We start from the raw sequence: 20,276 nt of genomic DNA, 5'->3' as shown, positions 1-20,276 counted from the left end.
GAATCCGGATCGGGTGAAGGCCGGTGCGAATGTCGGTGCGGGCAGCGATACTTGCGGCGACGGATGACCATGGGGGAGGTCAGGAGTGACTCGACCGCCGAAGGGCAGCGCGGCACCGCAGGGTTCGGGCGTGCCCGCGCCGCCCGCCGTGCCGCCGCAGTCCGGCCCTCCGGCGCCCGAACGGGGCCCGTCCGGCGGCGCACCCGCGGCTCCCCCGCAGCCGCCCGCCCCGCCGCGGCGCACCGCCTTCGCCGAGGGCGTGGAGCGGCTGCGCGCGGCGGCGGTCACCGAACCCGGGCGGCTGCGCATCATCGGCGCGCTGCTCGCCGCGCTGGTCGTCGCCTTCGGCGCCGTCACCGCCTGGCAGATGAACGACCGGTCCGCCGCGGCCGACGACGTGCTGACCCGCAGCCAGCCCCTCAGCTCCGCCGCCGCCGGCATCTACCGCTCCCTGGCCGAGGCCAACACGGCGGCCTCCAGCGGCTTCCTCGCCGGCGGCCAGGAGACGAAGGACTCCCGCGACCGGTACGACAACGGCATCAGGGCCGCCGCCGAGGGGCTGGTCACGGCCGCCGCCAACTCCGACCCCGAGTCGCCGGCCGCGAAGACCATCGCCAGGCTGAACCGGCTGCTGCCCGAGTACAAGGGCCTGGTCGAGCGCGCCCGCACCTACAACCGGCAGGGCTTCCCGGTCGGCGGCGCCTACCTGCGCTACGCCAACGAGAAGATGCAGAAGGAGATGCTCCCCGCGGCGGAGACCCTCTACAAGACGGAGAACGGGCGGCTGAGCGCCGACTACGGCGACGCCAAGCCCTACCCCTGGGCCGCGATCGCCCTCGGCGTCGTCGTGCTCGCCGCGCTGGCCTGGGCGCAGCGGCGCAACTACCGGCGCACCAACCGGGTCCTCAACCACGGCCTGGTCGCCGCCACCGCCACCGCCACGATCGTCATGCTCTGGCTGGTCGTCGGCCACAGCGTCGCCCGGTCCAGCCTGACCGACTCCTACGAGCACGGCGTCCGCTCGCTGAACGCGCTCAACGAGGCCCGCATCGCCTCCCTCAAGGCCCGCGGCAACGAGAACCTCACGCTGGTGTCCCGCGGCGCGGAGACCACCAAGGTGGGCGAGAAGACGTACGACTCCTACGACCTGGCCTTCGGGAAGAACATGGACGCCCTCGGCGAGGCGCTCGCCGAGGCCGGAAGGCTCGCCGACGACAAGGCGGGCGAGTCCCCCGTGGACGCGGCCAGCGGCAACATGACGGAGTGGAAGAAGCGCCACGCCTCGGCCCGCGAGCAGGACGACTACGGCAACTACCAGCAGGCACTGGACCTGGTGATAGGCGGCGAGGGCGCCACCGTCGAGTGCTTCGACGGCGTGGACGACTCGCTGGCGACCGCGCTCGCGCACGAGAAGGACGAGTTCGAGCGGTCGGCCGGCGACGGTCTGGACGCGATGACCCTCCTGCCCGAGGGCGCGGGGATACTGGCGGGACTGGGCGCGGCCGGCGCGCTGCTGGGCATCGGACGCAGGCTGTCGGAGTACCGGTGAGGCGGCGCGCGCGGCCGGCGGCCGGTGGGAAGGGGCACCCGTGAAAGGGGGCGTGAGGATGCGTGCGCGGCGATTGCGGACCGGGCTGAAGGGCTGGGGCGGGGTGGGCGCGATGGCCTTCGCCTGCGCCCTCGCGGTGCTGTTCGCCCTGCTCCTGCCGTTGGTCCGCTCGCACGGCGAGGGCGGCGGCTACGACGGCCACGGCCTCGCCCACGGCGGCCAGGCCCGGGCCGCGCAGGAGTGCCCGGACCCGGAGAAGCAGACCCTCGCCCCGTCCGGGGCCGACGGCCCCACCATCGACGAGATCCGCGGCCGCGAGGGCGAGAAGCGCAAGCTGATCGTCGGCGTCGACCAGAACAGCTACCGCTGGGGCTACCGCGACCCCAACAGCGGCGGCGACGCCGAGCTGGAGGGCTTCGACATCGACCTGGCGCACCGCATCGCCGAGGACATCCTCGGCGACGCGGACGCCGTGCAGTTCAAGGCCATACCCACCAACCAGCGCGAGCCGGCGATCCAGGACGGCCGGGTCGACATGGTGGTCCGCACCATGACCATCAACTGCGCCCGCCTGGAGAAGGTCGCCTTCTCCGCCCCCTACTTCCGCACCGGCCAGCAGCTGCTCGCCCCCAAGTCCTCCCCGATCACCGGGTACGACGACACGCTGGCCGGCAGAAGCATCTGCACGGCGGCCGGTTCCACCGCGCTGAGCACACTGGAGCAGGACCGGAAGGACGGCCGGCTCGCCGCCGACGCCGACCTCGGCACCACCGTGCCCAACCAACTCGACTGCCTGGTGCGGCTCCAGCTCGGCGAGGTCGACGCGGTGGTCACCGACGGCGCGCTCGCCGCGAGCCAGGCCGCTCAGGACCCGACGGTGCAGCTGAAGGGCGACCCCTTCACCACCGAGTACTACGGCGTGGCGATGAAGAAGGACGCCGACGATCTGGTACGCCGGGTCAACCGGATCCTGGAGGAGTGGCGCGCCGACCGGACCGACGGCTGGCAGAACTCGTACGACGAGTGGCTGTCCCCGACCATGGGCGACGACCCCGCGCAGTCGGAGCCGCCGGCCCCGGAGTACCTGCGCAAGAGCTGAACGTCCGCCGTACACAGGCAGAGAGCACAAGTCCGCGACAGCGAGGGGTGATCGATGGGCGACACGGGACCCACCGGGCCGGTGATGGACCGGGACGAGGTGGACCGTGCGCTGGCGCGGCTCGGCGCGGAGCACGAGGCGGTCGAGACCTCGCTGCTCGCCCTCCAGGACCACGCGGGCCGCAGACTCCTCGAGGGCGCCGAGCTGACCGGCGTCACCGTCGAGCGCTGGAGCACCGCGGACGCGTCGATCACACTGCTGTGGTCCTACTTCGACGCGTACACCGACGCGCTGCGCACCGCCCGGGAGATCCGCTCCCGGCGCCGCTGGTCCAGCCGCGAGGACCTGGTGGAGCTGACGGAGCTGCTGCGCGGCGAGGCCGTCACCGTGGCCGGCGGTGCGGCGGCCCTCGCCCAGGCGCCCACCCCGGACGGCGGTCCCGGACGGCTCAGCGAGCGCTATTCCCTGGCGGCGCTGGTGGAGCGGATGAACCAGCTGTACGCGACCTCCCTGGACATGGTGGTCGCCGCCGACGCGGTGTGGTCGGCGCTGCCCGCCAGGATCGATTTACTCGCCGCCGAGCTCCAGCGCACCCGCAAGCTCGCGCACTCCGTGGGCGTGCGCCCCGGCGAACACCCGTCCGGCGACGACCTGGAGCGGATCACCCGCACCCTGACGCGGCTGCGCGAGCGGGTGGTGTCCGACCCGCTGGCCTTCTGGCTGCCCGCGGAGGGCAGTTCGGCGCCCGGCGGCGGCCGTCCCGACACGACGGTGTACGACCGTGAGGCGCGTGCCCTGGAGGAGGTGCGCCGCGAGATCGACGCCGTGCTGGCCGTCCGCCAGGACGCCGAGCAGCGCATCGTGCGGCTGCGGGACGTGCTCTCCCGCGCGGACCGCACGCTCGCCGAGGCGCGCACCGCGCGCGGCGAGGTGCTCGCGAAGATCGCCGCGACGGAGGTGCCGGTGGTCGGCGGACCGCCGATCGTGCTCCAGGAGCAGCTGGCGGCGGCCGCCGAGTACCGCAGGCACGCGCAGTGGCACCGGCTGTCCCCGCTCCTGGAGTCGCTGGAGGAGAAGGCGGAGGACGAACTCCTGCGCGCCCGCGAGTCGTTGACCGCGGTCACCGCCCCGCTGGCGGTCCGCGCCGAGCTGCGCGGACGACTCGACGCCTACAAGGCCAAGGTGGCCCGCCTCGGCTTCGCCGAGGACCCGGAGCTGGCGGAGAAGTACGAGAGGGCGCGCCGCATGCTGTGGAGCGCGCCCTGCGACCTGCGCGTCGCCGAGCAGGCCGTGCTGCGCTACCAGCACGCGGCGGCCGAGACGCTGGGCTCCCCGCGGCGCGTGCCCGGGCAGGGCGGGCCGGTGGACCGGACGGGGCCCGGCGTATGAGCGACGAGGGGGAGGCAGCGTCATGAGTGAGGCAGGGCGGACGTGTCAGCGTCCCGGCTGCGACGGGTCCTACGAGGACATGGGCGGCGGCGAGCTGTACTGCGACACCTGCGGCCTCGCGCCGGTCGTCGCGTCGAACGGCATGGTCGGCTCGACCCCGACGGGCGTCACCGCGGGCGGCGGCCGGGGCTCGCGGGGTTCGGCGGGCAGCGCCGGCTCGCGCTCCAGCGCCCGCAGTTCGCGTTCGTCGTCGCAGTCGTCGCGCTCGTCGAAGTCCCGGCGTTCGGTGTCGGGACGGCTGTCGCGGGCCGTGTCGGGACGGTCCACGGGGCGTTCGGTGTCGGTGCGCAGCTCCGGTTCGGGCGCCGGCTCCACCGCGCGGGGGCGCCTGGGCGCCGGACTCGTCGAGGTCCCGGCGATCCCGCGGCCCGACCCGCGCGAGATGGTCATGGAGCGTCCGGAGGTGCCGGAGCGGAAGCGGTTCTGCTCGCGCTCGGACTGCGGGGCACCGGTCGGGCGGTCCCGCGGCGAGCGGCCGGGCCGCACGGAGGGCTTCTGCACCAAGTGCGGCCACCCGTACTCGTTCGTGCCCAAGCTGAAGACCGGCGACGTCGTGCACGGCCAGTACGAGGTGGTGGGCTGCCTCGCGCACGGCGGTCTCGGCTGGATCTACCTCGCCGTCGACAAGGCCGTCTCCGACCGCTGGGTGGTCCTCAAGGGCCTGCTGGACACCGGCGACCAGGACGCGATGGAGGCGGCGATCTCCGAGCGGCGGTTCCTCGCCGAGATCGAGCACGCCAACATCGTGCGGATCTACAACTTCGTCGAGCACCTCGACCAGCGCACCGGCTCCCTCGACGGCTACATCGTCATGGAGTACGTGGGCGGCAAGTCGCTCAAGGAGATCGCCAACGCCCGCCGCACCCCCGCGGGCAGACGCGACCCGCTGCCGGTGGAGCAGGCCTGCGCGTACGGCATCGAGGCGCTGGAGGCGCTCGGCCACCTGCACAGCCGCAAGCTGCTGTACTGCGACTTCAAGGTCGACAACGCCATCCAGACCGAGGACCAGCTCAAGCTCATCGACATGGGCGCGGTCCGCCGCATGGACGACGACGAGTCGGCGATCTACGGCACGGTGGGGTACCAGGCGCCGGAGGTGGCCGACGTGGGCCCGTCGGTCGCCTCCGACCTGTACACCGTGGGACGCACCCTGGCCGTGCTGACGTTCGACTTCCAGGGGTACACCACCGTCTACGCCGACTCGCTGCCCGACCCCGACACCATCGAGGTGTTCCGGCAGTACGAGTCCTTCTACCGGCTGCTGGTGCGCGCCACCGACCCGGATCCGGCCCGCAGGTTCGCCTCCGCACAGGAGATGGCGGAGCAGCTGACGGGTGTGCTGCGCGAGGTGGTCTCGCTCCAGACCGGGCGTGCCCGGCCCGCGCTCTCCACGCTCTTCGGGCCCGAGGTCCGGGTGACGGACACGGAGCTGTTCCCCCGGCAGGACGGGGAGGTGTCGCGACTGGGCGCCCGGACGACGGTCCGCGTGCGGGGGCGCGGTACCGGCGCGGGTGTGTCCCTGCCGGGCGGCCCGGGGTCCCCGCCCGCGCTGCCGGGCGGTACGGGACCGGCGGTGGGAGCGCCGGGCGGGACGGTCGCGGGGGCCACGCCGGGCGCCGGCACGGGCGGCGCGACGGGCCCGGCCGTCGGCGGGGGCGCGAGCGCGTCGCTGCCGGGCGCGGTGAGCGCGGTCGGCGGGCTCGACGGCGGCACCTCCGGGCTGGTCAAGGACGCCGACGCGCCCACCGCGTCCCTCGCCCTGCCGGTCCCCCGGGTCGATGCGGGCGACCCCAACGCGGGCTTCCTGGCGGGGCTGATGGCGTCCGCGCCGGGCGAGCTGCTGACCGCGCTGGCCGCCGCCCCGGCGCCGTCCACCGAGACACGGCTGCGGCAGGTCAGGGCCCGGCTGGAGAACGGCGACGCGCCCGGCGCGCTGACGGCCCTGGAGACGCTGGAGGGCGAACGGCCCGACGACTGGCGGGTGGTCTGGTACCGCGGGCTGGCCGCACTGGTGACCGGGGGGCACGAGGACGCCGCGCTGGCCTTCGACGCGATCTACGACGCCTTCCCCGGCGAGACCGCGCCCAAGCTGGCGCTCGGCCTGTGCGCGGAGGTGCTGGGACAGCTCGACAACGCCGCCGAGTACTACCGCCTGGTGTGGTCGACCGACCCGAGCCATGTGAGCGCCGCGTTCGGCCTGGCCCGGGTGCAGCTGGCCGGCGGCGACCGGACCGGTGCCGTACGGACGCTGGAGTCGGTGCCGGAGTCGTCGGTGCACTGCACGGCCGCGCGGGTCGCGGCCGTCCGGGCCCGGCTGCGGCGGCGTACGGCGGGCGCTGGCGACGTGGTCTTCCTGGACGACCTGACGGCCGCCGCCCGGCAGGTCGAGGCGCTGGACGTGTACGGTCTGGATCCGGCGCGGCGCGAGCAACTGTCGGCCGAGGTCCTCGGTTGCGCGCTGGACTGGGTACTCTCCGGAGGTCGGGGTTCCGTCCCTCCCGCCGCCGGAGGACGGACGCTGCTCGGCAGCGCCCTGGACGAACGCGGCCTGCGCTTCGGCCTGGAGCGTTCGTACCGCACGCTGGCCCGGCTGGCGCGGGACGGCGAGGAGAGGATCGACCTGGTGGAACGTGCAAATCGTTACCGCCCCCGGACGTGGGTGTAGTTGATGTCGCAGATGCCCCAGCAGGCCGCTGTGTCCAAGTGCCCGAGCTGCGAGGAGCCCCTCGAGTCGGGTGACCGTTTCTGCGGTGCGTGCGGATACGACCTGTCCGCCGTGCCCCCGCGGCCCGATGACCACCCGACCGTCGCCGTCGGCGGCGCGGTGCCCGCCCCGGCGCCCGCGCCGGACGGCGTGGACTGGCCCGCGGCCCGGGACTCGGACGGCCATGGCCGTCCCGTCCCCGTGCACGCGGCCGCCGAACTGCCGGGCACCGACTCGGGCGGCTCCCCCCTGCCACCGCCCCCACCGGCCCCGTCGGCGCCGCCCGCGCCCGGTGTGCGCTTCGACCGGCCCCGCGAACCCGAGGAGTACCCGTTGCAGGCGCCCGACCCGCGGCTGACCGCCTCAGCGGCGCCGCACGCCGAGCAGCGAGCCGAACCGGCCCCGGCAGCGGCCCCGGCCGCGGCTCCGGCCACCGGTGACAAGGTGTGCGTGGCCTGCCGCGCGGGCCGCGTCGACGACGACGGCTACTGCGAGAACTGCGGGCACGCCCAGCCCCGCGAACGCGACCACATGGAGCAGGAGTCGGGCCCCGTCGCGGCGGTCAGCGACCGCGGCCTGCGCCACCACCGCAACGAGGACGCGTTCTCGGTGGGCTGCACCGCGCTGCCCGACGGCGCCCCCGCGAGCGTCGCGATCGTCTGCGACGGCGTGTCCTCCGCGACCCGCCCCGACGACGCCTCGCTCGCCGCGTCCCGGGCGGCCGGCGAGCTGCTGCTGACCGCCCTGCCGCGCGGCACACACCCCCAACAGGCCATGCACGACGCCATCCTCGCCGCCTCGCACGCGGTGAACGCGCTCGCCGACGAGCCCGCCACCGCCCGCGAGCAGGGCCCCCACCAGAACGCGCCCGCCTGCACCCTGGTCGGCGCCGTGGTCACCCCCGGCCTGCTGGTCGTCGGCTGGGTCGGCGACAGCCGCGTCTACTGGGTGCCGGCCGACCGCACCACCCCGCCCGCCCGGCTCACCGAGGACGACTCCTGGGCCGCGCAGATGGTCGCCGCCGGTCTGATGAACGAGGCCGAGGCGTACGCCGACGAACGCGCCCACGCGATCACCGGCTGGCTGGGCGCCGACGCCTACGAACTGGAGCCGCACACCGCGTCCTTCAAGCCGGACCGCCCCGGCGTGGTCGTGGTCTGCACGGACGGCCTGTGGAACTACGCGGAGTCCGCCGAGGAGATGGCCGACGCCATGCCCCTCGACGCCGCCGCCCGCCCGCTGCACGGCGCCCGCGTCCTGGTCGGCCACGCCCTGGACGGCGGGGGCCACGACAACGTAACAGTGGCCCTCGTGCCGTTCCCGGCCGTGCCGCAGGGGGCAGGATCGGCCTGAGGCCCCCGTACGGGTAGGGGTACGCGCGCGGGGTGGCCTCGCGGGCCGCAGGGGGCGGCCCGCGCCAGCAGCCAAGGCCCCACCTCCGTGGGGACGTAGAGGGGGATGCGATCCGGCATGGCCAATTTCTCGAAGTCGAACGTGCCGCAGTTCGCGGTGGACGTCTACCAGAACGAGTACCTGCCCGAGGGCGGCACCGAGGTCAACGCCATCGTGACGGTCACCGCGACCGGCGGCGGCACGGTCGGGAGCGCGGTCGCCGCGCCCCACCTGTACTCGCCGGGCCAGGGCCCGTCGGCGGCCGTGGCGCTGCTGGTCGACTGCTCGGGCTCGATGGACTACCCGCCGACCAAGATGCGCAACGCCCGTGACGCGACGGCCGCCGCGATCGACACCCTGCGCGACGGCGTGGACTTCGCGGTGGTCGGCGGCACCCACGTGGCCAAGGAGGTCTACCCGGGCGGCGGGCGGCTCGCGGTCGCCGACGCCGCCACCCGGGCGCAGGCGAAGCAGGCGCTGCGCAGCCTCGGCGCGGGCGGCGGCACCGCCATCGGCACCTGGCTGCGGCTGGCCGACCGGCTGCTGTCCACCGCGGACGTCGCCATCCGGCACGCCATCCTGCTCACCGACGGCCGCAACGAGCACGAGTCGCCGGATGACCTCAAGGCGGCGCTCGACGCCTGCGCCGGGCGGTTCACCTGCGACGCACGCGGCGTGGGCACCGACTGGGAAGTGAAAGAAGTCACAGGGATCGCCTCCGCCCTGCTCGGCACGGCCGACATCGTCGCCGATCCGGCGGGCCTGGCCGCCGACTTCACGCAGATGATGGAGACGGCCATGGGCAAGGAGGTCGCCGACGTCGCGCTGCGCCTGTGGACCCCGGTCGGCACCACCGTGAAGTTCGTCAAGCAGGTCGCGCCCACGGTCGAGGAGCTGACCGGCCGCCGCTCCGAGGCGGGACCGCGGGCCGGGGACTACCCCACCGGCTCCTGGGGCGACGAGTCCCGCGACTACCACGTCTGCGTGCAGGTACCCGCCGCTGAGCTGGGGCGGGAGATGCTGGCCGCCCGCGTCTCGCTGGTCATCCCGGAGCCCGGCGGCACGGTTCAGAGCCTCGGCGCGCAGGGTCTCGTACGGGCCGTGTGGACGGACGACATGACCGCCTCCACGTCGATCAACCCGCAGGTCGCCCACTACACCGGGCAGGCCGAACTGGCCCAAGTCATCCAGCAGGGGCTGGATCTGCGCAAAGCGGGCGACATCGACGGAGCAACAGCCAAACTGGGTCGCGCGGTTCAGCTGGCGGGGGTATCCGGAAACGGCGATACGGCGAAACTGCTTGCGAAGGTGGTGGACGTGGTGGACGCGGCGGCGGGTACTGTGCGACTGAAAGCGAAGGTGGAGGAGGCCGACGAGATGACTCTCGAGACCCGGTCGACCAAGACCGTTCGTGTGAAGAAGTGACGCAGGACCATCCGCGCGACACGCCCGCAAGAGAGGGAAGCCCCGACATGCCGACCTGCCCGAACGGACACCAGTCGGGTTCCGACGACTGGTGCGAGGTCTGCGGTCACCGCATGGCCGGTGCCGTGCCGCCTCCTCCGCCGCCACCGCCCCCGGGCGGCGGCTACGGCTTCCCGCCGCCCGGCGGTCCGGGCGGTGGTCCCGGCGGCCCCGGCGGCGAGCCGCAGCTGTGCCCGCAGTGCCGTACGCCCCGGGAGGGCGGCGCGCCCTTCTGCGAGGAGTGCCGGTGGAACTTCCTCACCAACACGGCCACCTCGTACACCCCGGCCGCCCCGCGCCCGCCGGCCTCCGGCGGCCCGGCGCCCTTCCAGCAGCCGCCGGGGGGTCCGTCGTACGGCGGCGGTGACGCGTACGGCTACCAGGGCTCACGTCCGTCCCAGATGAACCGCCCCGCCGAGCCGATCCCGCCGGGCCCGCCGTTCGGCGGCGACCCGTCGGGCCGCGGCGGTCCGGGCGGTCCCGGCGGACCTGGCGGTCCGGCCGGTGGGCCTGGCGGGCACGGCGGTCCGGGCGTTGCTCCCGGCGGGCCGAACGGACCCTCCGGCCCCTTCGGTCCCGGCGGCCCCGGTGGACCTGGCGGCCCGAACAACCCCTCTGGCCCGTTCGGCTCTGGTGGCCCCGGTGGGCCCGGCGGCCCGAACAACCCCTCTGGCCCATTCGGCCCTGGCGGTCCCGGCGGTCCTGGGGGCCCGGGTCGTCCCGATGGTCCCGGCGAGCCGAACGGTCCCGGTGGCTTCGGGAACCAGGGCGGCCCCAGTGGCCCCGGCGGTCCTCATGGTCCCGGCGGCCCCGGTGGTTTCGGCGGCCCCGGTGGGCCCAACGGCCCGGGTGGCCCCAACGGCCCCGGTGGCCTTGGCGGTCCCGGTGGACCCCATGGTCCGGGCGGCCCCGGTGGGCCGGGTGGCCCCAACGGACCTGGCGGTCCTGGCGGTCCGGCCGGTGGACCTGGCGGCCCCGGCGGCCAGAACGGCCCCTCCGGTCCCCCGGCCCCGCCCCCGTTCGGCGGTGACCCGTCGCGACCGGTTCCGCCGCCGCCCGGTCCCGTTCCGCCCGCGTCCGGTCCCGGCGGCCCTGGTGGCCCGCAGGGCGGCTACGGCTACCCGCAGCGCGGCGCCACTCAGGCCCCGCCCGGCCAGGGCTTCGGCGGCGGTGACGACGACTGGGTGCTCTCCCCGCCGTCCTCGACCGGCCCCGGCGGCCCGGGTGCTCCGCAGGGCGGTTACGGCTTCCCGCAGACGGGTGCCACCCAGGCGCCTCCGTCGCCCGGCGGCCCCGGCGGCCCGGGTGCCCCGCAGGGCGGCTACGGCTTCCCGCAGACGGGTGCCGCCCAGACCGCGCCCGGCCAGGGCTTCACGCAGCCGACGACCTGGTCGGCGACGATCGGCCCGGACCGCGAGTACTTCATGGCGATGATGCACCGCTCGGGCCCCGAGGCCGCGGGCCTGAACCTGCCCGCGTACTCGCCCGAGCAGCAGCGCACGCTCACCGGCAACCAGATCACCATCGGGCGCCGCCGGCACTCCACCGGTGACACCCCGGACATCGATCTGGCGGTACCGCCGGAGGACCCGGGCGTCTCGCACCAGCACGCGGTGCTGGTCCAGCAGCCGGACGGCAGCTGGGCGGTCGTCGACCAGAACTCGACGAACGGCACGACGGTCAACGGCGGCGAGGAGCCGATCCAGCCCTTCGTGCCGGTGCCGCTCCAGGACGGCGATCGGGTGCACGTCGGCGCCTGGACGACGATCACGATCCGCCGGGGCTGACGCGGCGGGCCCGTCCGTCAGGTGAAGGGCCAGGCGTACGGGCCCTCGGGGTCGTCCAGCCACGCCCAGGCCCGGGCGCCGCTGAGGGTGATGCCGAAGCGCTCGCGTTGCGGGGCGTCCTCGCGGTCCCAGAGCGCGTACGCCTCCTGCGGGTCGAGGCTGCCCCGGCTCAGCGCCAGCAGGAAGCGGAACAGGTCGTTCTCCCGGGCCCGGCGCGGCACCCCGCCCAGGCCCTGCGGCTGCGGCGTGGCGGCGTCCGCGCCGCGCAGCGGCACGAAGTACGCGGGTGTGTGCAGGAAGCGCCCCTCGGCGTGCCCCGCGTCGTGGACGGTGAGGACGACCAGCCCGGTGGCGAGCGGGGTCAGGATCCTGCCGCCCGGACGGCACTGGGCCGGCCAGGCGTGCGGCACCGAGGCCAGCGAGCAGGTCGCGAGGATCCGGTCGTAGGGGGCGCGCTCGGGCACCCCGCGGGCGCCGTCGCCGGTGACGACCATCGGGCGGTACCCGGCGGCGGCCAGGTGCCGGCGGGCCGACTCGGTGATCTCCGGTTCCAGGTCGACGGTGGTGACGAGATCGTCGTCGCCGAGCCGGTGGGCGAGCAGGGCGGCGTTGTAGCCGGTGCCGGCGCCGATCTCCAGGACCCGGTCGCCGTCTCTCACGTGCAGCTCCGCCAGCATCATCGCCATCAGCGAGGGCTGGCTGCTGGAGGAGACCAGTTCGCCGTCGCGCATCCGGGTCGCCAGCGGGGCGTCGGCGTACGCGCCCCGCACCCAGCGCTCCCGGGCGCCCCGGTCGGGATCCTCGCCCCACCGGCGTTCGTAGCCGCCCCGGACGCCGACGTAGTAGTACGGCACGAAGAGGTGGCGCGGGACCGTCCGGAAGGCCTCCCGCCAGACCGGGTCGGCCGACCAGGCGCCGCTCAGCTCGATCTCCCGCACCAGCTCCGCCCGCGCCGAGGCCGCGAGGCGGTCCAGGTCCTCGTGCCCGCCCATGCCTCCACAGTACGGGCCCGGGCGGGGGGACCTAAGTCCGAAGTCCTATGTCCGGGCGTCTGAGACCATGGACGACGTGAATGAGATTCGGCGCGGCACGCTTCAGGAGCAGACCTTCTACGAGCAGGTCGGCGGGGAGGAGACCTTCCGCCGACTCGTCCACCGTTTCTACCAGGGTGTCGCCGAGGATCCGATCCTGCGGCCGATGTACCCGGAGGAGGACCTCGGTCCGGCCGAGGAGCGCTTCACGCTCTTCCTCATGCAGTACTGGGGCGGACCGACGACGTACAGCGAGAACCGGGGCCACCCGCGGCTGCGGATGCGCCACGCCCCCTTCGCCGTGGACCGGGCGGCGCACGACGCCTGGCTGAAGCACATGCGGGTCGCCGTCGACGAGCTGGGGCTCTCCGAGGAGCACGAGCAGACGCTGTGGAAGTACCTGACGTACGCGGCGGCCTCGATGGTCAACACCGCCGGCTGACCGGCCCGTCCGTGGGTGCCCGGGACGGGTGACGGACGGATTCCGGTCGCCCGACGCCGGATTCCGGTCACGATCCGGTCAAGTCGGAGCCACAGACGCTTACTTCCGTACCTCGTCCTCTGACAGCATCGCCGAGAGGTCTGGACAACATCGGCGGGGGGCCGGGTGGCGGGGTACGGGGGATTCGCGGGGTTCGTGCTGCTGCGCGCGCGGGCGCACCGCCTGCTGCTCGCCGCCGCCCTGCTCACCGTGCTGCTCACCACCGCGGTCCTGACGACCCTGACCGCCTATTCGGGTGCGGTCGGCGACGCGGCCCTGCGCCACGCCCTGGCCGACCCCCGCAACGCTGCGGACACCGCGCTGGTCGTCAAGGCGGACGTTCCCGAGGAGGGGCGCGAGAAGGCCGGCCGCACCGTGCGCGAGGGCGCCCGGGACACCTTCGGCGGACTGCCGGTCACCGTCCGGGAGATGGCGCGGTCGGGGGCGTACAGCCTGCCCGGCACGCTGCGGCCGCCCGGCGAGCGCTCGGACGACCCGGACCTGACCTACTTCGCGGCGCTGGACCCGGCGCAGGTGCGCGTCACCGAGGGCCGGCTGCCGCGGGAGGGCGCCGGCGGGAGCGGCTCAGCCGTCGAGGTCGCGCTGCCGACGGCCGCCGCCGAGCGGCTCGACCTCCGGCCCGGCGCCCGGCTCGCCCTGGCCGACCGGTTCGACGGCCCCGACGTGGTCGTCGAGGTGACCGGCCTGTACCGGCCCGCCGACGCCGCGGCCCCCTACTGGCGGCTGGACGACCTCGCCGGGCGCGGCGTCAAGCAGGGCGGCTTCACGACGTACGGCCCGCTGCTCGCCGCCCCCGGGGTGGCGGCCGGGGGCGCGGTGAGCGCGGGGCCCTCGGGGTGGCTGGCGACGGCCGACTTCTCCTCGGTGACGGCCGGGCGGACGGACGGGCTGCGCGAGGCGGCCCGGGACGGCATGGCGTGGCTGCGCGAACGCCCGGTCCTCAGCGGCTCCACCGCGGCGACCACCTCCCTGCCCGAGGTGCTCGACCGGCTCGACCGCTCCCTGCTGGTCTCCCGCTCCACGCTGCTGGTCGTCGCCCTCCAGCTGGCCCTGCTCGCCGGGTGCGCGCTGCTGCTGGTGGCCCGGCTGCTGAGCGCCGAGCGCGCGGCCGAGCGGCGGCTGCTGCGGGCGCGCGGCGCCTCCCGGGCGCGGCTGGGGTCGCTGGCCGCGCTGGAGGCGCTGCTGCTGGCCGTCCCGGCGCTGGTCCTCGCGCCGCTGCTCGCCGGGCCGCTGACCCGGCTGCTGGCCGGCCAGGGGTCGCTGGACCGGATCGGGCTGCGGCTCGAGGTACCGGGCTGGGGCGGCGGCCGGGTGTGGCTGACGGCGGGTGCGGCGGCCCTCGGGTGCGCGCTGGCGGTGACGCTGCCGGCCCTGGCCTCCTCGCTGAACGCCGGGGGCCGGGTCCGCGCGCTGCCCGCCCCGCTGCGCGCCGGTGCCGACGTCGGGCTGCTGGTGGTCGCGGGTGTCGCCTACTGGCAGCTGTCCCGGCAGACCTCGGGCGCGGTGAGCGGCGACGGCTCCGGGACCCTCGGCATCGACCCGCTGCTCGTGGCGGCGCCCGCGCTGGCCCTGCTGGCGGGGACGGTGCTGACGCTGCGGCTGCTGCCGCCGGTGGCGCGGCTGGCCGAGCGGCGGGCGGCCGGCGGTCGCGGGCTGACCTCGGCGCTGGCGGGCTGGCAGCTCAGCCGCCGGCCGATGCGCGGCGCGGGTCCGGTGCTGCTGCTGGTGCTCGCGGTGGCCCTGGGCATGCTCGCGATCGGCCAGGGCACCTCGTGGGAGCGCTCGCAGGACGACCAGGCGGACTTCCGGGCCGGGGCCCCGGTGCGGGTCCTGGCCGCCGGTTCGGTGGGCCCGGGCCGCACCGAGACCTACGCGGACGTGGAGGGCGTACGGGAGGTGGCCCCCGCGGCGCGCTCCACGCAGCAGTTGTCCGCGGACCGCGCGGCGACGGTCCTGGCGCTGGACACCGGGCGCGCGGCGGACACGATGCTGCTGCGCCCGGACCTGTCCGGCGAACCGGCCGGGACGCTGCTGCCCCCGCTGGGCACCGAGGAGCCGGCGGCGGGCGCGCGGCTGCCCGCCGGGACGGTACGGCTGGGCGTGACCGCCACCCTGCGCGGCGGCCCGGGCGGCGGCGGGGAGAGCGCCACGGGACCGGCGGACGTGACGGTCACCGTGCGGGACCGCTACGGCGTCCCGTTCCGGCTGCCGGCCGGCCAGTTGCCCGCGGACGGCCGCGGCCACACGCTGGCGCTGGACGTCTCCCCGGGCGGCCCGCTCACCGTGACCGGCGTGGAACTGGTCACGGCCCAGCCGGCCGGCCGTGCGGAGCGGCACCGCCTGACGCTGACGGAGCTGACCGCCACGGCGGCCGACGGGACCGTGCGGCGCCCGGCCCTGCCCCGCTCCTGGACCGCCTCGGTGCGCGGCGACGGGTCGGCCTCGTCACCGGACGCGGACACCAGTCCTACCAAGCCCCGGCTCGCCCCGTCCGGGCCGCCGTCGGTGGAGTACGACACCGGGTACCTGCCCGCCGACCTGTTCGGCCTGCCGTCGGCGGTGACGCTGCGCCTGGACGTCGTACAGCCCGCGGCGCCGCGGCTCACGGCCGTCGCGACCGACCGGTACCTCGACTCGGCGGGCGCCCGCGTCGGGCAGAGCGTGGACGTCCAGCTCGACGGCCGCAGCCTCCCGGTGCGGATCGTGCGCTCGGTCCGCGCCCTGCCGACCACGGCCGCGCCCGACGCGACGACCCCGACGGCCTCGACGACCCCGACTACCCCGACGCAGGACGGCGGTGCCCTGCTCCTCGACCTGCCCTCCGTGAACCGGGTGCTCCAGGCGAAGTACGGCGAGGCCCTCGCCCCCACCGAGTGGTGGCTGCGTCCGGAACCCGGCGGCACGAGCGGGGTCGTCACGGCGCTGCGCGCCTTCCCGGACCTGGAGCCCTCGCAGGTCGTCGTGCGCGACGAACTGGCCGCGGGCCTGCGCGACGACCCGTTCGGCGCCGGTCCGGAGGCGGCCTTCACCGCGGCGGCCGGGGTGGCGGCGGCGCTCGCCGCGGTCGGGTTCGCGGTGAGCGCGACGGGCTCGCTGCGGGAACGCGGCGCCGAGTTCGCGATCCTGCGCGCCCTGGGCGCCCCGCGCCGTCGGCTGGCCCGCACGGTCGCCGTCGAGCAGGCTGTGCTGCTGGTCCTGGCCCTGCTGGTGGGCACGGCCCTGGGCGCGGTGCTGACCCGGGCGGTGATCCCCCTGATCGTGCTCACCCCGCAGGCCACCCACCCGGTCCCGGACGTCCTGGTCGCCCTGCCCGCCGGCCGGGTCGCCCTCCTCCTGGCGGGCGTCGCCGTCACACCCCTCCTGGTCACGGCGGCCCTGGCCCTGCGCCGCACCGACCCGGCGTCGGCACTGCGCGAGCAGGGAGGTGAGGCGCGGTGAGACCGGTGAGCGCTCCCTGGGTCCGCACCCGGCTTCGGGCCGCGCCCGGTGCCGCCTGGGCCCTCGCGGTGCTGGTGGCGCTGACCGCGTGTCTGGCCGCCGCCTTCCCGAGGGCACTGGACCGGTACGCGGACGCGGGCCTCGACCGGGCTCTGGCACAGGCCCGCCCCGACCGGACCAGCGTGCTGGTGGTCGCCCCGCAGCCCGACTTCGGTCTCTCCCCCAGCGAGCGGGAGGAGTCGCTGCGCCCGGACCCGCTGGGCCGGCGGTACGCCAAGGCGGTCGCCGCCGTGGACCGCCGCGCTCCGCTCGCCGTCGACCGGGCGCAGTCGACGTACGGGGCGCGCACCACCGACGGCCTCCCGGTACCGGAACCCTGGCTGCCGCAGCCGAGCGGCCTGCCGGCCCAGTTCTACTTCGCCGCCCAGCACGGCCTCGGCGACCACGCCCGGATCGACTCCGGCCGCCTGCCGCGCGTGACCGGCGCCCCGGTGACCGCCGCGACCGGCGCGCTGGAGGCGGCCGTCACCACGGAGACGGCCCGCACGCTGCGCATCAAGGTGGGCTCCGTCCTGCACGTGCCCGGCGTCGAACGCGCCCCGCTCACCGTCCGGATCACCGGCGTGCTCGCCCCGCGGGACCCCGACGGCGCCTACTGGTCCACCCAGTCCGTGCTGCGCGAGCCGTCGCTGATGACGGTGCCGGGGCCGGCCGGCGCGGACCGCGAACGCTACTGGCTGGGCACGCTGCTGCTCGCCCCGGACGCCGGGCCCGCCCTGCTGGGCACGGCCGGGGCCCCGGTCCGCTACTGGCAGTTGGCCCCCGAGACGGACGCGTTGCACGCCCACGACGTGGACGGTTTGGCGTCGGCCGTCGCCGCCCTGGAGTCCGGTCCCGGTCTGCGCGAGGTGCGTTCGGGCGTCGACCCGTTGGCGGACGTCAGCACGGACCTGGACGAGACGGCCCTCGCCTTCGACGGACTGCGGTCGGGCATCGGTCCGCTGGTCGCGGTCGCCGCCGCCGGGGCCGGCACGGTCGCGGGGGTCGTGCTGCTGATGGCGGGCGGCCTGGCCGCCGACCGCCGCCGCGCCGAACTCGCCCTGCTGCGGGCGCGCGGCGCCTCCCTGCGGGGCGTCGCGGGACGCCTGTTCGCCGAGACCGCCGTGGTCGCGCTGCCCGCGGGCGCCCTCGGCCTCGCCGCCGCCCTGTTCGCGCTGCCCGGTGGCCGGCTCGCCCCCGCCGTCTGGGCGGCCGTCGCGGTCACCGCCGTGGCCTGCGCCGCGCTGCCCCTGCGCGCGGCCGTCGCGCACCGCGCCGTACGGGTCCACGACGGCCGCCGGGACGTGGCCTCCGCCCGTCCGTCCCGGCGGCGCACGGTCGCCGAACTCACCGCAGTCGCCCTGGCGCTGGGCGCGGTCGAGACCCTGCGTCGGCGCGGCGCGTCCGGCACCGGCGGGGACCTGGTGTCGGCGGCACCGGTGCTGGTCGGGGTGATCGCCGCGCTGGTGCTCGTACGCCTGTACCCGCTGCCCCTGCGCCGCCTCGCCCGCCCGGCGGGACGTCTGCGCGGCGCGGTGGGCCACCTCGCGCTGGCCCGCGCGGGCCGTACGTCGGTCTCGGCGGTGCTGCCGCTCCTCGCCCTGCTGACCGCGCTCACCACGGCCGCGTTCGGCGGCTCGGTCCTCGCCGGGGTGACGGACGCCCGCGACCGGGCGGCGCTGCTCACCGTCGGCGCCGACGCCCGGATCGAGGAGACCGGACCGCTCCGGGACGGCCTGCCCGACCGCGTGCGCGGCACCTCCGGCGTCCGGGACGTGGTCGAGGTCGGGCTGGGCTACCAGGCCAAGGGCCCGGACGGCCGCCAGACCCTGCCGGTGGCCGGCGTGGACCCGGCCGCCTACGCGCGGCTCGCGGCGAAGACCGGGCTGGGGGCCTTCGAGGCGGAGGGGCTGAAGCCGCGCGGCGGTCCCGGGGAGCCGCTGCCGGCGCTGGCCTCGCCGTCCGTCGCCGAACGGTTCGGCACCGGGCCGTTCCGGATCCGCGTGGAGGACGGCACCTCGGTCACGGTCCGGATCGTCCTCGTCCGCGACCGCACCCCCGCCGTCTCCGGTGAGGACTTCCTGGTCGTGGACCGGGCCGGACTCTCCGCCGAGGCGGCCCGACCGACCGTACTGCTGCTGACCGGCGACCAGGTGGACGCGGGCGCGCTGCGCCGTGCGGCGGGCGACGACGCCGGTGCCGAGGCCAGTGCGGTGACGCTGCGGTCCGAGGAGCGGGACCGGTACGTCGACTCGCCCCTCCAGTCCGGCGCCGAGCGCGTCTACGCCGGTGCCGTCGTCGCGGGCACCGCTTACGCCGTCCTCGCCCTGCTGCTGTCCCTGCTGCGCGCCGCTCCCGAACGCGCCGCCCTGCTGGCCCGGCTGCGCACCATGGGCCTCACCCGGGCGCAGGGCCGCCGTCTGCTCGTGCTGGAGTCCCTCCCCCAGGCCGTGCTGGCCGCCGCGGGAGGGGCCCTGACCGGCTGGGCGGCGATCCGCCTGCTCGCCCCCGGCGTCGATCTGACCAGGATCGCCCTGGCGGGCGCCGCGTCCCCGGTGGGCCGCGCCGAACTGCGCACCGACCCGTGGTCGCTGGCCCTGCCGGCGGTCGCGGTGCTGGTGGTGGCGGTGGGCGTCGCCGGGGTGCAGGCGTGGTGGTCGGGCCGGCGCGGGTCGGTCACCGAACTGAGGGCGGGGGACGCGCGATGAGGGCGTCCCCCGCGCGCCAGGCGTCCCCGGCCGGCCGGGCGATCCCGCCGGGTCCGATGGACCGCTCCCCCACCGGCACCTCTGGACGACGAGCCGCATCCGCGCAGGAGGCACGATGACGACGAACCCGACCCTCGCCGACCTGGCCGACCGCGCCACCGCGTCCCGCGACCGGCCCGCCTACGGCCACGACGCGCTGATCACCTGCGACCGCCTGGTCCGGATCTTCAGCGCGGACGGCGTGGAGGTGCAGGCCCTCCAGGGCCTCGACCTGCTGGTCCGCGAGGGCGAGTTGATGGCTCTGGTCGGTGCCTCGGGCAGCGGCAAGTCCACGCTCATGAACATCCTCGCCGGACTGGACACCCCCACCGCCGGTGCGGCCCGGGTGGCGGACCGCGACCTGCTCACGATGACCGCGAAGGACCGCCTCGCCTACCGCCGCGAGGTGGTCGGCTTCGTCTGGCAGCAGACCTCACGCAACCTGCTGCCGTACCTGACGGCGGCCCAGAACGTGGCCCTGCCGATGCAGTTGGCGGGCGCACGCGGCCGGACCGGCCGACGGGCCTGTGCCGAACGGGCCCTGGAGCTGCTGGAGCTGCTGGACGTCGCCGACTGCCGCGAGCGCCGCCCGCGGGAGATGTCCGGAGGTCAGCAGCAACGCGTCGCCATCGCGGTGGCCCTCGCGGGCGCGCCCTCGGTGCTGCTCGCCGACGAGCCCACGGGCGAGCTGGACTCCCACACGGCGGAACAGATCTTCGCCGCGTTCCGCACCGCGAACGAGCGCCTGGGCACCACCATCGTCATCGTCACCCACGACCAGGCGGTGGCGGGCGAGGTCCGCCGCACGGTCGCCATCCGCGACGGCCGCACCTCCACGGAGGTCCTGCGCCGCAGCGAGGTGGACGCCGCGACCGGCCACGAGACGGTGGTGGCCCGGGAGTACGCCATGCTCGACCGCGCCGGTCGGCTCCAGCTGCCCGCCGACTACACCGCGGCCCTCGGCATGCGCGACCGCGTCGCCCTGGAACTGGAGGCCGACCACATAGCCGTACGCCCGGACGACAGTGATCAGTGAAGAGTGATCATGACGAGTGATCAGTGAAGGGTGCTCCGA

General features: G+C 75.9%; 12 protein-coding genes. 11 read left to right on the top strand and 1 reads right to left on the bottom strand.

Annotated features, from left to right (window positions below; genetic code table 11):
* The first annotated feature begins 85 nt into the window (after window positions 1-85).
* The 7 genes from ACZ67M_RS01940 to ACZ67M_RS01910 all read left to right on the top strand — a co-directional run bounded on the left by ACZ67M_RS01940 (window position 86) and on the right by ACZ67M_RS01910 (window position 11,444).
* Window positions 86-1,549 carry a hypothetical protein gene (locus tag ACZ67M_RS01940; RefSeq protein WP_469849200.1) on the top strand — a complete coding sequence of 488 codons (1,464 nt, stop codon included), beginning with the start codon at window positions 86-88 and terminating at the stop codon, window positions 1,547-1,549.
* 58 nt (window positions 1,550-1,607) lie between these two features.
* Window positions 1,608-2,648: a glutamate ABC transporter substrate-binding protein gene (locus tag ACZ67M_RS01935; protein ID WP_469849198.1), complete on the top strand. Its 1,041-nt coding sequence runs from the start codon at window positions 1,608-1,610 to the stop codon at window positions 2,646-2,648.
* A gap of 54 nt (window positions 2,649-2,702) precedes the next feature.
* A complete protein-coding gene (locus ACZ67M_RS01930) occupies window positions 2,703-4,037 on the top strand; it encodes a coiled-coil domain-containing protein (protein WP_361354574.1) in 1,335 nt (444 codons plus the stop codon).
* Between the two features lie 22 nt (window positions 4,038-4,059).
* Entirely contained in the window at window positions 4,060-6,762 is a 2,703-nt protein-coding gene (locus ACZ67M_RS01925) for a serine/threonine-protein kinase (protein ID WP_469849196.1), read from the top strand.
* A gap of 3 nt (window positions 6,763-6,765) precedes the next feature.
* Window positions 6,766-8,154 (top strand): PP2C family serine/threonine-protein phosphatase, encoded by a 1,389-nt coding sequence (locus tag ACZ67M_RS01920; RefSeq protein WP_469849194.1) that lies wholly within the window; start codon window positions 6,766-6,768, stop codon window positions 8,152-8,154.
* A 117-nt stretch (window positions 8,155-8,271) separates the two neighbouring features.
* Window positions 8,272-9,618 carry a vWA domain-containing protein gene (locus ACZ67M_RS01915; RefSeq protein ID WP_469849193.1) on the top strand — a complete coding sequence of 449 codons (1,347 nt, stop codon included), beginning with the start codon at window positions 8,272-8,274 and terminating at the stop codon, window positions 9,616-9,618.
* A gap of 47 nt (window positions 9,619-9,665) precedes the next feature.
* Window positions 9,666-11,444, top strand: coding sequence for an FHA domain-containing protein (locus ACZ67M_RS01910; protein WP_467320299.1), 1,779 nt, complete (start codon window positions 9,666-9,668; stop codon window positions 11,442-11,444).
* A gap of 17 nt (window positions 11,445-11,461) precedes the next feature.
* Here ACZ67M_RS01910 and ACZ67M_RS01905 read toward each other — a convergent pair whose 3' ends face one another.
* On the bottom strand, window positions 11,462-12,436 hold the full coding sequence (locus ACZ67M_RS01905; RefSeq protein ID WP_392235221.1) for a methyltransferase domain-containing protein: 975 nt from the start codon (window positions 12,434-12,436) through the stop codon (window positions 11,462-11,464).
* Window positions 12,437-12,503: 67 nt separating this feature from the next.
* On the opposite strand from ACZ67M_RS01905, the gene ACZ67M_RS01900 reads away from it, so the two are divergent.
* The 4 genes from ACZ67M_RS01900 to ACZ67M_RS01885 all read left to right on the top strand — a co-directional run bounded on the left by ACZ67M_RS01900 (window position 12,504) and on the right by ACZ67M_RS01885 (window position 20,237).
* Window positions 12,504-12,917: a globin gene (locus ACZ67M_RS01900; RefSeq protein WP_234960292.1), complete on the top strand. Its 414-nt coding sequence runs from the start codon at window positions 12,504-12,506 to the stop codon at window positions 12,915-12,917.
* Between the two features lie 165 nt (window positions 12,918-13,082).
* Window positions 13,083-16,415, top strand: coding sequence for an FtsX-like permease family protein (locus tag ACZ67M_RS01895; protein WP_469849190.1), 3,333 nt, complete (start codon window positions 13,083-13,085; stop codon window positions 16,413-16,415).
* The gene (locus ACZ67M_RS01890; protein WP_469849188.1) at window positions 16,412-19,162 is read left to right on the top strand and encodes an FtsX-like permease family protein; all 2,751 of its coding nucleotides are present in this window, start codon (window positions 16,412-16,414) and stop codon (window positions 19,160-19,162) included. Before ACZ67M_RS01895 ends, ACZ67M_RS01890 begins: the two co-directional genes overlap by 4 nt.
* 115 nt (window positions 19,163-19,277) lie before the next feature.
* Window positions 19,278-20,237 (top strand): ABC transporter ATP-binding protein, encoded by a 960-nt coding sequence (locus ACZ67M_RS01885; protein WP_467320302.1) that lies wholly within the window; start codon window positions 19,278-19,280, stop codon window positions 20,235-20,237.
* The last annotated feature ends 39 nt before the right edge of the window (window positions 20,238-20,276 follow it).

It is taken from the genome of Streptomyces sp. NPDC107500 (assembly GCF_055582785.1).
Note: the sequence above shows the minus strand (reverse complement) of the source record. Positions and strands in the feature narration are given on the sequence as shown.